Below are 12,391 nucleotides of genomic sequence, written 5' to 3' on the forward strand. Positions count from 1 at the left end.
TTAGTTATTTTCTTTTGAGAAATTGCCGTACATGGCTACTACTGCCAGACATACCATAGGGACAACAAAGGCAAAACTGATCTCTGGTATCCAGCCCAAAACATCGACATCTGCGAGTCCAGACCCTCCCATGTCCAGAATCGTACCGAATAGCAGCGGGCCAAATGACCCACCTACGATAGCCATCACCAAGCCAGCAGACCCTATTTTCGCTTCGTCTCCCATGTCCTTGAGCGCAATGCCGTAGATCGTAGGAAACATGATCGACATAAACATAGAGGTCAACACCAGTGCATAGAGGCCTGGCATACCACCTGCCAGTATGGTTACTAACAAACACACTACGCCTGCTATACCGAACATATTGAGCAGTTGAGCTGGGACAACTCGCTTCATCAAAGCTGTACCAATCCACCTACCTAGCAGAAACAAGATCATAGCGGCCATGTTGTACCAGGTGGCGGTAATTTGCTCATGTGCTGGCAAGGTGGTATTCAAGTGATCAACATATTGATAGATATATGTCCAGCACATAATCTGCGCTCCTACGTAAAACATCTGCGCTACCACACCGAGCACATAGCGTTTGTTTTGAAACAGGGTGGAAAATGACTCTTTGAGTCCCATACGCTGTTGCTCTCCATGTGCAGGAATTTTAGTTAAGATCACAATAATTAGTATCACAAGGACAACTACGCCTAAGCCTATATAAGGCAAGCTAATCACCCCCAGATCGTTGATTCTAATGGCAGCTTTGTCCGCTGAACTTAGCAGATCGTAACTCTCTGGCGTATAGACAGAGGAACGCAATGATTCCATCACCAATACCTGCGCCATTAGCATCCCCGTAAGCGAGCCTATCGGATTAAATGCCTGTGCCAAGTTGAGTCTGCGTGTGGCGGTTTCTTTATCTCCCAAAGCCAACACGAGTGGATTGGACGTTGTCTCTAAAAAAGAAAGCCCACAAGTAATGACCCAAAGTGAGATCAGATAAAAATCAAAACTTTCTAGCTGTGCTGCGGGATAGAACAAAAATGCTCCTACAGCATAAAAAGAAAGCCCTAGAATGATCCCTGCTTTGTAGCTAAATTTTCGGATGAACAATGCCGCTGGCAAGGCCATGAAGAAATAGCCGAAGTAAAATGCGAACTGCACCAATGAGGCATGCGTATTGGATAACTCTGGCATCACTTTTTTGAAGGCCGACACCATCGGATTGGTCAGATCATTGGCGATCCCCCACAGCGCAAATAGCGAAGTAATAATTATAAAAGCGAATAGGTAATCTCTCGATACTACGGGTATCTTTTTCATATCATTTAGTCTATCAGTGAAATTTCAATTAATGTGCAGACAGCAAAGCCCTATCCAAGTGTACATAGCCACCATCCACAAATATGTGCTGACCAGTCGTATGAGAAGAGAGCGCCGATATGGTAAATAATGTCTGGTTTGCGATTTCAAAAGGCTCTGTCATCCGATTGCCCAACGGCACCTTCTCTTTGATCGAGTTTAATTTTTGTTCACCATCTTTGAGGGTCTTGATCCAATCTTCATATGCAGGTGTATAGCTCTCAGCAATTATGAGGCAATTGACCCTGATACCATACTGGATTAGATCCACTGCCCACTCGCGAGTTAGGGCCAACACACCGCCCTTCGAAGCTGCATACCCAGATGTCCCTCCCTGACCTGTGTAACCCACCTTGGAACCTATGTTTAGGATGTTTCCCTTCGACTCTTTCAGCCATGGGAGACAGTGTTTGGTCATCAAGAAGTAACTGATCATGTTGAGCTTAAGCGAATCCATAAAGGCTTCCAGAGGAGCTTCCAAACTTACCCCATCATTGACCCCTACATTGTTGATCAGTACATCGATGCGGCCGTACTTATCAACGACCTTCTTGATAGCAGTTTCAATCTGCTCAGGTATGGTCAGATCGGTCGCTACAAAAAGAGCATCCACCCCTTTGTCCTGTAGTTCTTTCACATAAGCCTCGCCACGCATATTACGGTCTACGATGGCTGGGATTGCTCCCTCGGTCACCAGTTGACTCAAGATAGTCTCACCAATGCTGCCCTTCATACCAGCGCCACCTGTGATCACTACTACTTTATCTTTTAATTTCAAATCCATTTTTCGTGCTTCATTTTATACCGTAAAATCTCACGGCGTTGTCTCCATAAATTTTATCTTGATCAGCCTGAGAATATCCTTCAAAGTACCGATCAACCAGTGACTTCACCTTGTCGTAAGATCCTCCCAGCAAACATACTGGCCAGTCCGATCCATACATGAGTCGATCTACACCAAAAGCCTCAACGACCACATCGAGATAAGGCACAAAATCCTCATATTTCCATCCCGTCCAATCAGCTTCAGTCACCATGCCTGAGAGTTTGCACATCACATTTTCATGAGCTGCCATCTTTCGCATATAATCGATCCATTCATCGATCTTTCCTTCTTTGATATATGGCTTTGCAATGTGATCGATCACAAAGGGTTGCTCAGGATGTCGCTCAATCGTTTCGAGTGCCGCCTTCATCTGCGTAGGGAAAATCAGAATATCATAAGTCAAACCATGATCCTTCAACTGTGTCAATCCTCTCTGGAAATTAGCTCCGAGCATAAATTCAGGGTCAGGCTCTTCCTGCACAACATGTCGTACGCCAACGAATTTTTTGTTTTTGGCATAGTGAGCCAATCGTTCTGCCACATTTTCGGCTTGCAAATCAACCCACCCTACTACCGCTTTCACGTAATCATACTTAAGTGCCAAGTCCAGCAAAAACTCCGTCTCAGCCTCCGTTTGATCGGCTTGTACTGCTACTGTACCATCCAGTCGATTTTGCTGGAGTAAATCCCTAAGATCGGAAGGAAAAAAATCGTCTTGGATCACAGACATACTGTCATCAATCCAGGCATGTTTGGTCGGATCATACTTCCAAAAATGCTGATGCGAATCTATTCTCATTGGGTAATCAGTTTTTTGATGTTTCCGTCCAATATAACCGTGAGATTAGCAGCCACTGCGTCTGTCAAACCTGTCACAACAGTCAAATCCTGTCCCCAGAAGTCAGTCTGGCTAAGGAATGCTTTGACTACTTCGCCTATCGAAGCAGCATCGCTGTAGCTTGCCCATGCCTGGTCTGCAAAATCGATGACGGTCTGGTCATCGTTGCGCTGGATCACTTTGCCTGCCACTTCTCCTCTATAAAAGGCGATGAGTGCAGCCAGTGAAACGCACAACTTCTCTGGCAATTTCCCTTTTCGCTCGACATATTCAAGGAGTGAAGGCAACACACGTGTCTTGAATTTGGAAACCGAATTGAGAGAGATACTCATAAGGGCATGCATAAGATAGGGATTCCTAAAACGATCCAGTACATCGCATGCAAAGGACTTCAATTCCTCCTCTGGCAGATCGAGTGTTGGGCATATTTCTTCAAAGATCGCCTGACGTATCCATGGACCGAAAACCTCGTCCTCCACGGATTCTCGCACATATTCGATCCCATAGAGGTATGCCACAGGCACCATCGTAGTGTGGGCACCGTTGAGGATACGTACTTTTCTGGTGCGATAAGGCTCCATATTGTCTGTAAATATTACATTCAAATTACAAGCCTCCGCTGGGAATTCCTTCTGAATCTGCTCAGGCCCCTCGATCACCCAAAGGTGAAACTTCTCGCCCTCTACAACCAACTGATCCTGATAACCCAACTCCTCAGTGATCGCTTCCATCTTGTCTTTCGGATAGCCTGGTACTATACGATCCACCAATGTATTGGCAAAAATGTTATGCTTTTCTACCCAATCCTTAAATTCCACTGACAGGCCCCACTCTTCTGCATATTGCAAAATGATACGCTTCAAATTGTCCCCATTGCGGTCTATCAGTTCGCAGGGGATGAAAATCAAGCCCTTGTCAGTTGCACCATCAAAAGTCTCATATCTGCGATGAAGCAGCAGTGTCACCTTGGCAGGAAAACTACTCGGCGGTGCATCGTTCATGCTATTGTTGTCGTGATAGGCGATACCTGCCTCAGTCGTATTGGACAAGACAAATCTCAAGTCAGGGCTTTCGGCCAAAGCCATGTATTCTTCCCACTGAGTATAGGGATCCAGTCCACGCTGGATACAATCGACCACTTCGTGCTCACTGACTGCCTGACCGTCCTTGATACCATTGATATATACAGTGTACAATCCATCTTGCTCATTGAGCATCTGGATTAGTCCTTTGTCGATGGGTTGTACGGCCACCACTCCTGCATCAAAGTCTACCTTTTGGTTCATCTGATGAATCATCCAGTCGGCAAAGGCACGGAGAAAATTCCCTTCTCCGAATTGAAGGATGCGCTCGGTATAGGTTTGGGTATTATGTGTTAATCTATTTAGTTTTTTCATTGTGTTGATTGTTGACTAGAGTGAGATATCTCGTTTCCATGGGATAAAGTCATCGTGCCCAAGGCGTACAGCGTGCGGTACCACTTCACCACTGGCCACTTGTATCAAGTACTCAAACAACTCTTCTCCCTTGGACTCTATGGTATCCTCTCCACTGATCACCGTGCCCGCATTGACATCTATCACGTCTTTCATTTTCTCAGACAACTTATTGTTACTGGACAGCTTCACTACCGGTACGACCGGATTACCAGTAGGTGTACCCAGTCCAGTGGTGAATACGATCAGGTTGCAACCTGATCCTGCTAGTCCTGTGGTACTTTCTACATCATTACCTGGCGTGCAAAGCAAATTTAGACCTGGTTTGGTGACGGATTCTGTATAATCCAAAACCTCAGTGATAGGTGAAGTACCGCCTTTCTTAGCCGCACCTGCAGACTTCATAGCATCAGTGATCAGACCATCCTTGATATTACCTGGGGATGGATTACTTTCAAACCCAGATCCCACTGCGATGGCCTTATCTCCATAAGCCTTCATCAGAGCGGAAAATTTCTCTGCGTCATGATCTTCTACGCATCTATCGATCAGTTCCTGCTCTACTCCATTGAGTTCTGGGAACTCACTTAGCACCGGCGAACCGCCCAATGCTGCCAATATATCTGAGGCATAGCCCAATGCTGGATTGGCAGAGATACCAGAGAAGCCGTCTGAACCTCCACATTCCAGTCCGAGAACCAACTTGCTCAGTGGAGCAGGTTTCCTTTCTATTTTATTGGCCTCTTGTAGCCCCAAGAAGGTCATCTTCACTGCACCTTCTATAAACGAACGCTCACTCTTGCTCTGCTGCTGCTCCAAAATGTGTAGCGGCTTGGAGAAATTCGGGTCTTTCTTCTTGATGGCATTTTCTAGCACCTCTATTTGGGCATTTTGACAACCCAGACTCAGTACAGTGGCTCCTGCCACGTTAGGGTTGGTCAGATACCCTGCCAGCAAGTTGCAGAGTACTTCTGAGTCGGCACGTGTACCTCCACATCCTCCTTCATGACGTAGGATTTTGATCCCGTCTACATTAGGAAATACACGGTTCTTCACTATTTCTTCCTGACTCTTGATGATTTCGGCACGCAGGATTTCTTCCTCTCCCCCTCCATTGCGCATCAATTTGACCAACTGCTCGGTATTGACTATATAGTCCTTTTCAGTTTGATAACCGAGAGATTCTGTCAAGGCAACTTTAAGTACGTCGAGATTGCGGTTTTCGCAAAAGGTAAGTGCAAATACAATCCAGTAATTGCCTGTACCAACTTTGCCATCTGCACGATGGTAACCATTGAAGGTACGTCCCTTCCATTTGCTCACATCTGGACCGATCCAATGTGGCTTTTCCCTCTTACCAGAGTATTCAGCAGAGGCATGCTTCATGTTTTGAACGGTAATGGCTCTCCCTTGCTCAATAGCAGTGGTAGCTCTACCGACCAACACCCCGTACATGTAAACTGGATCCCCGTCAGCCAGATCATGAAGAGCAAATTTGTGTTTGGCTTGAATATCTTCTTTAAGTACCAGTTGAGTACCTGCAAGCAATATTTCTTCCCCATTTTTTAAATCCTGAATCGCTACGATCAAGTTGTCACGAGGATCTATACGTACATATCTATTTGACATATCTCCTTACTCTTAAAAATTAACCATTGCTTTGATGACACCCGTCTCAGGCTTGAGCCAGCTATCGAAGTTTGCGATCATGTCGCCGTACTCCACACTATGCGTAATGAAAGACTTCGTAGGGAACTTGCCACTACTCAGCACCTTCACTACATACTCGAAATCCTCAGTTGTAGCATTTCTACTACACATGATGGTTGTCTCTTTTGCGTGGATTTTGGGATGAACGAAAGTCAATTCCCCTTTAGATAATCCCACCAGTACATACCTACCTCCATGCGCCATATAGTCTGGACCTGATTCCAATGCTCCTTTGTGTCCTGTCGCATCAAATACTGCAGTAGCTAGATCACCACCTGTGATCTCAGCCACTTTCTCTACAGGGTTATTGGTCACATTCACTACGTGATCTACGCCGATTTCTTCCTTGGCATATTTCAGTCTGTCGTCATTCATGTCTATGGCGATCACCTGAGCACCAGCGATCTGTGCGAGCTTCATCATTCCGATTCCTATGGGTCCACATCCGATCACCACTACTGTTTCACCAGGCTGTACATTCGCTCTTCGAATGGCATGTGCACCTATAGCCAGTGGCTCTACAATCGCCATTTCATCGTCATTAAGTTCTCCTGCTGGTAGCAAGATATTGGCTGGCACAGTGATCTGTTCCTGCATGCCGCCATCGCCATGCACACCCAATACACTGATATTGGAACAACAATTGGTCTTGCCAGACCTACATGCCACACACTCTCCACAACTCACGTAGGGCATCACGATCACGCCATCTCCTGCTTTGATACCTTGAGGATTGTCATCAATCTCCAACACGCTAGAGGCTAACTCGTGTCCTAAAATCCTAGGATAAGTAAAGAAGGCCTGATTGCCTGCATAGGCATGCAGATCGGTTCCACAGATCCCTACTTTATTGATCTTGAGCAATGCTTCACCCCTCTTACGCACAGGTGTCTCTTTTTCTTTGAGCTCAAACTTACCTGGCTCTGTGCACACGATGTATTTCATATCTAATTCTGTTTCTTCTTTGATAGTAAAACACAAAAATTCGGGATCAAGAGGAAAAGCAGGTGAGCAAACGCTTGCGCAAAAAATGGAAGACAACCCTGTTGTCAGACAGCTACAGAATAGAGAAACTTTCAGAATAAATAGAATACTTGACTGCTATCGAGATGATTCAACTTTGGGTTTTAATAAAACCATAAGCGCATGAACTATCGAAAAAAACTATTCGCCCTTTTACTATTGGTACTGCCCTGGCTATCGCTATACGCTCAGGACGAAGACGACAACAGCAACCCTCCGACCAAACCTGCTGGCTACTATACTGACACGGTCGATCTTGCCTCTGCCCCTCTGAGAGTGAACCAACAGTATCCCTTATCGGATCAAAGCAATACAGATGGGTGGAAACTCAACAAGGAACTTTCGGATGAATTTGAAGGACGAAAATTGGATACCGACCGATGGCATCCCAACAATCCCGGATGGAAGGGACGTCAACCTACTTACTTTCATGGCTCGAACGTCAGCTTGAGAAAAGGAGAGTTGGTTTTAAAAATCAACCAACATGGCGATGAAGAACTACCCGAAGGATACACCCACACGGCAGGATTCATCAAATCCAAAAAGCGGTTAAAATATGGCTATCTGGAAGCCGAGATGAAACTGATGGACGCACCATGGGTATCAGGCTTTTGGGTCACGAATGTGAGCAAAGACTGGTGGACAGAAATTGACATCTGTGAAAACGACCCTGGTGTGATTGAAAACTCCCACGATCTTCACTCCAACATACACGTATTTCGTGCCCCACCAGAGCATGGGGACGTCAAGGAGCATTTCATGCGCTCGAAAACCTACTACCTACCCATAGAGCTCCAACAAGACTATCATGTCTGGGGACTGGAATGGAACGAAGAAGTGATCAGGTTCTACATAGATGGCGTGCTATTCAGAGAAGCCAAAAACACCCACTGGCACCAGCCACTAGAAATCAACATCAACAATGAATCCAACAAATGGTTTGGCGCATTGCCCGATGAGCGAACAGATAGAGAGTTTCATATCAAGTACATGCGAGTCTGGACGAAAGAATAGGCTGATTGAAAACTGAAGGGGGCATTTCATAAAATTTCCTTCCAAAGAGAACAAATGAGGTAGATGTCATCCTATTTTATAAAACCGAGCATCACCATGCACAGTTGAATCCCTTGCAATTAACTGATTGGGCAACACAATAGAAGAAACAGGCTGTGAGGGATTTCTTAACTCTTCGAGTAAAATCCCCGCTGCCCTTTGCCCCATTAGAAAAGCTGGCTGCTGTACTGAGGTAAGACGGGGAGTCATATAGCTTGCCACTGGCTCATCTGCGAAACCCACGACGGCTATTTCCTCCGGCACTTTTTTGCCCAGCCTCTGAATCACCTGCACTGCATCGAATGCTAAATAGTCACTATAAGCCAGTACTCCATCTATTTTATCCTCCCTGATAAGACTCTCTAATTTCACATGCCAATCCTCATTATTGGTAGACAATACCCAATGGTCTGGATGGGGCAAGCCACGTTTTTTCATTGCTTCTTTGTATCCTGTGAGGCGGGTAAATGTAGTAGACAAACGATCTGGACCAGAGAGATATACTACCCGACTAGCCCCTGATGCTACCAAATGATCAATAGCTAAACGACTACCGTCGAAATCGTCGCTGATTACATAGGAAGCATCTAAATCCTCACACATCCTGTCTATAAAGACCAAAGGAATCTCCTCTTCCAAGAGCGACAAATAGTGCTCAAAATTGTCAGTCTCGCGGGCATAGGAAGCCAACACACCATCCACATGCATTTCACTCAGTACCTGTACAATCTCCTTTTCCTTCTCCACACTTCCCTCATGCACATTGATGATCAAATGATACTCGCTCTGATTGATTACTTGATTGATACCTGATAGCACCTTGGCAAAATAGTGATGAGTAAACTCTGGCAGGATCAGTCCTATCAATCCAGATTTTTTCTTCTGTAGATTTCGGGCGAAAGGGTTGGGTCGATAGCCCCACTTCTCAGCAAATGCCATAATGGATGCCTTGGTTTTCTTGCTTACCCTCCCTTGATTGCTCAAAGCTCGTGACACAGTCGATGGAGACACTCCCAGTGCCTTGGCTATGTCTTTGATATTGATGCGTCTTTTATGCATGTTGGATTTGAGATTTGGGATCACTAAATCAGCGTATCAGCACTTTATACTTTCCTCTCCCATCACAAAGATAAACAGTCCCTGTCCATTCCAGCTAGTTCAACTGACAAATGCTCGCTATTAGCAACAAACTCAACACTGCTATGAATGTTCAGGGTCTGGATAGGGATTACAGGTTCTTTAACTATAACCAAATGGTATCGTACGGCGCACATGAGGTTTTCTCTAGCTTTTCAAAACTCTCATGACCGATCTGATAGCCGATCTTCCTGCTGGGTAGATCATCTTCCAAATAGCGAATGACCGCAACCAGATGCACATAGTCGTACCAGCCCTTGATGCTCCAAGCTGCCATATCCACATCTCGCATGACTCTCCCCATACAAAATAAGCATCCACATCAGCATATCAAAAATTGGCACCAAGTAGAGCAAATAACAATTCCCCCCTCATATTCAACACAATCCTTTCCCATGACACCCGCAAATGCATGCGTTTGCAACCTGCTTGCATTTCTAAATGGTTTTAGTTTTGAGAAAACAATTATTGAGATTAAATTATGGTACTGAGGACTAAAAACTTATTATTTCTCTGCGTGGTCTGTCTTCTGATAGCCTGTGGTGAAAAAGAACAAAACAAATACCTGCCCGATCAGGCATTCAACGAAGAGTGGCTATTCAAAAAAGCCGAACTAGAAGCACAAAACTTCGATTTTGACGACCACAACTGGGATGCCGTCACACTGCCCCACGACTGGGCGATCGCAGGCCCCTTCGACCGCCAGCACAACGCCCGTACTGGAGGTCTACCCGTGACTGGCATGGGTTGGTATCGCAAACACTTCGACGTACCAGCAGATATGAACAACAAACGTATCTCCATCGAATTTGACGGAGCGATGAACGATGCCTACGTCTGGGTCAACGGCCAGTTGGTTGGCAATCGCCCATTTGGCTATATCGGTTTTGAATTTGACATCACGGATCATATCCGATTCGGAAAAGAAAACGTAATCGCCGTACGCCTCAACCCCAAAGATCTGAGCTCTAGATGGTATCCTGGAGCAGGTCTATACAGAAATGTTAGGATCAAATACAACGAAACTACACATATCGCGCAGTGGGGTACCTACATCACCACGCCAGAGATCAGCGATGAGCAAGCACACATCAAGATTGAAACCAAAATAAATGGCTCAAAAGCTACTGAGGCACAACTCAGAACTACGATCATCGACGCTCAAGATCAGACCATCGCCACACAAACTCAGGCTATCACAACAGCCATCATAGATACAGAATTGAGCGTCAAAAGCCCCAATCGCTGGCAGCCTGATGCCCCATATCTTTATACGCTAGTGTCTGAAGTGCTAGATGATGACCAGGTGATCGATCGATACGAGTCCCCATTCGGCATACGTACCATCGAAGTGACCGTCAATGACGGTCTGCTGGTCAACGGCGAGCGTCTGCAGCTCAACGGCGTGTGTATGCACCACGATCTCGGCCCACTGGGTGCTGCGGTCAACTACAGAGCAACCGAGCGACAAGTCGAAATCCTCCAAAATATGGGGGTCAATGCCATTCGTACTAGCCACAACCCTCCATCGCCTGAGCTACTCGATATCTGCGACAAAAAAGGTGTCGTGGTGATCGTGGAAGCCTTCGATGAGTGGCAGATGGGCAAAGTAGAAAATGGTTACAACCTCCTTTTCGACGAATGGCACGAACGTGATCTAAGAGATATGATCAAACGTGACCGCAACCACCCCTCTGTCGTCATGTGGAGCATTGGCAATGAAATCCTAGAGCAGTCGCAAAAAGACGGTTGGAAACTTACCAAGCACCTCTCAGATATTTGCCACGACGAAGACCCTAGTCGTAAAACCACCATAGGGTTCAACTACTATCCTGCACCCTACAAGAACCAGTTGGCGTTTCAAGTCGACGTAGTAGGGCTCAACTACTGGCCTCTACAGCTCAAAGAGTTAAGAGAACAGTACCCTGATATGATCCTATATGGCTCAGAAACCTCCTCCCAAACGAGTAGCCGAGGAATCTACCACCTACCTATCCAAGCTGATGTAGTCAAAGAAACAGGTCAAGTTTCCAGCTATGACGGGACCGTGGGACCTCCGTGGGCATACCCACCAGATGTAGAGTTTGAGCAACAAGAGCTCAATCCGCATTCGCTGGGCGAGTTTATGTGGACGGGTTTTGACTATCTGGGAGAGCCTACTCCCTATGGCGGTCGTGACAACTCTACCAATGGCTACTGGAATGACGACTGGCCGTCTCACTCGTCTTACTTTGCGCCGATAGATCTCACTGGCCTGCCCAAGGATCGCTACTATCTCTACCAGAGCCAGTGGACAGAAACGCCGATGGTACATGTTTTGCCTCACTGGAACTGGGAAGGAAAAGAGGGAGAAGAAATTCCTATCTATGCCTACACCAATGCTCAGGAAGTAGAGCTCTTCGTCAACGGCAAGTCCATGGGTAAAAAAGTGAAAGGAAAAGACAAAACACCTATTCCCGCCGAATTTCACTTTTTTGAGAAAGGAACCTATATGAGTCCATACAGACTGAGCTGGTCTGTTCCCTACGAGCCAGGCACATTGGAAGTAGTGGCTTACAAAGACGGCAAAGAAGTCGCCAGAAAGTCTGTCAACACGGCTGGAACCGCTGCCCAAATCCAGCTGAGTCCTGATCGCCAGGAGATCACAGCCGACGGCAAAGATTTGTCATTCATCACGGTGAGTGTTAGAGACGAAGAAGGCAATCTGGTACCAGATGCTTCTCACATGATCCACTTTGAAGTTGATGGTGCAGGCAAAATCGCCGCTGTAGGCAATGGAGACCCCAGATGTCTACTGAGCTTCAAAGGAGACAAGATGGAAGCCTTCAGCGGACAAATGATGCTGATCGTACAGTCTCAAAATGGTAAAAACGGAGAAATCAAAATCAAAGCCAGTGCAGAGGGCTTGCCAATGGCAGAAAGCACTATTCAATCGTTTTAAGAACTCACAATTATGCTTCAAAACCCACAACATTTATTGTTGTGGGTTTTCCTCCTTATCACTATTCAAATTAC

At 46.0% G+C, this 12,391-nt stretch carries 10 protein-coding genes; 2 read left to right on the plus strand and 8 right to left on the minus strand.

Annotated elements, in window-relative coordinates; translation table 11 throughout:
- From fucP to N6H18_RS16700, 6 genes are read right to left on the minus strand one after another with little or no spacing between them, the layout of a single operon-like run.
- Nucleotides 1-1,314 (minus strand): L-fucose:H+ symporter permease, encoded by a 1,314-nt coding sequence (gene fucP, locus N6H18_RS16675; protein ID WP_262309419.1) that lies wholly within the window; start codon nt 1,312-1,314, stop codon nt 1-3.
- 28 nt (nt 1,315-1,342) lie between these two features.
- On the minus strand, nt 1,343-2,137 hold the full coding sequence (locus N6H18_RS16680) for an SDR family oxidoreductase (protein WP_262309420.1): 795 nt from the start codon (nt 2,135-2,137) through the stop codon (nt 1,343-1,345).
- Between the two features lie 10 nt (nt 2,138-2,147).
- On the minus strand, nt 2,148-2,978 hold the full coding sequence (locus N6H18_RS16685) for an amidohydrolase family protein (protein WP_262309421.1): 831 nt from the start codon (nt 2,976-2,978) through the stop codon (nt 2,148-2,150).
- Nucleotides 2,975-4,414 (minus strand): tagaturonate reductase, encoded by a 1,440-nt coding sequence (locus N6H18_RS16690; protein ID WP_262309422.1) that lies wholly within the window; start codon nt 4,412-4,414, stop codon nt 2,975-2,977. The genes N6H18_RS16685 and N6H18_RS16690 overlap by 4 nt, the downstream gene beginning before the upstream one ends.
- Before the next feature lie 15 nt (nt 4,415-4,429).
- Nucleotides 4,430-6,082 (minus strand): UxaA family hydrolase, encoded by a 1,653-nt coding sequence (locus N6H18_RS16695; RefSeq protein ID WP_262309423.1) that lies wholly within the window; start codon nt 6,080-6,082, stop codon nt 4,430-4,432.
- A gap of 12 nt (nt 6,083-6,094) precedes the next feature.
- The gene (locus tag N6H18_RS16700; RefSeq protein ID WP_262309424.1) at nt 6,095-7,108 is read right to left on the minus strand and encodes a zinc-binding alcohol dehydrogenase family protein; all 1,014 of its coding nucleotides are present in this window, start codon (nt 7,106-7,108) and stop codon (nt 6,095-6,097) included.
- Between the two features lie 201 nt (nt 7,109-7,309).
- Between N6H18_RS16700 and N6H18_RS16705 the strand changes: the two genes are divergently transcribed.
- Complete coding sequence (locus N6H18_RS16705; protein ID WP_262309425.1) at nt 7,310-8,200, plus strand: family 16 glycosylhydrolase; 891 nt, start codon at nt 7,310-7,312, stop codon at nt 8,198-8,200.
- 66 nt (nt 8,201-8,266) lie between these two features.
- Here the strand turns inward: N6H18_RS16705 and N6H18_RS16710 are convergent, their stop codons facing one another.
- Together N6H18_RS16710 and N6H18_RS16715 are read right to left on the minus strand one after the other, a co-directional pair.
- A complete protein-coding gene (locus N6H18_RS16710; protein ID WP_262309426.1) occupies nt 8,267-9,298 on the minus strand; it encodes a LacI family DNA-binding transcriptional regulator in 1,032 nt (343 codons plus the stop codon).
- A 184-nt stretch (nt 9,299-9,482) separates the two neighbouring features.
- Nucleotides 9,483-9,680 (minus strand): hypothetical protein, encoded by a 198-nt coding sequence (locus tag N6H18_RS16715; RefSeq protein WP_262309427.1) that lies wholly within the window; start codon nt 9,678-9,680, stop codon nt 9,483-9,485.
- A gap of 213 nt (nt 9,681-9,893) precedes the next feature.
- On the opposite strand from N6H18_RS16715, the gene galB reads away from it, so the two are divergent.
- Nucleotides 9,894-12,317, plus strand: coding sequence for a beta-galactosidase GalB (gene galB, locus N6H18_RS16720; protein WP_262309428.1), 2,424 nt, complete (start codon nt 9,894-9,896; stop codon nt 12,315-12,317).
- Nucleotides 12,318-12,391 lie beyond the last annotated feature (74 nt).

This window comes from Reichenbachiella agarivorans, from assembly GCF_025502585.1.
Classification (GTDB): Bacteria; Bacteroidota; Bacteroidia; order Cytophagales; family Cyclobacteriaceae; genus Reichenbachiella; species Reichenbachiella agarivorans.

Excerpts from the sequence above, each read along its gene's own strand:
- fucP (WP_262309419.1), bottom strand. The coding sequence starts at position 1,314 with ATGAAAAAGATACCCGTAGTATCGAGAGATTACCTATTCGCTTTTATA.
- N6H18_RS16680 (WP_262309420.1), bottom strand. The coding sequence starts at position 2,137 with ATGGATTTGAAATTAAAAGATAAAGTAGTAGTGATCACAGGTGGCGCT.
- N6H18_RS16685 (WP_262309421.1), bottom strand. The coding sequence starts at position 2,978 with ATGAGAATAGATTCGCATCAGCATTTTTGGAAGTATGATCCGACCAAA.
- N6H18_RS16690 (WP_262309422.1), bottom strand. The coding sequence starts at position 4,414 with ATGAAAAAACTAAATAGATTAACACATAATACCCAAACCTATACCGAG.
- N6H18_RS16695 (WP_262309423.1), bottom strand. The coding sequence starts at position 6,082 with ATGTCAAATAGATATGTACGTATAGATCCTCGTGACAACTTGATCGTA.
- N6H18_RS16700 (WP_262309424.1), bottom strand. The coding sequence starts at position 7,108 with ATGAAATACATCGTGTGCACAGAGCCAGGTAAGTTTGAGCTCAAAGAA.
- N6H18_RS16705 (WP_262309425.1), top strand. The coding sequence starts at position 7,310 with ATGAACTATCGAAAAAAACTATTCGCCCTTTTACTATTGGTACTGCCC.
- N6H18_RS16710 (WP_262309426.1), bottom strand. The coding sequence starts at position 9,298 with ATGCATAAAAGACGCATCAATATCAAAGACATAGCCAAGGCACTGGGA.
- N6H18_RS16715 (WP_262309427.1), bottom strand. The coding sequence starts at position 9,680 with ATGGGGAGAGTCATGCGAGATGTGGATATGGCAGCTTGGAGCATCAAG.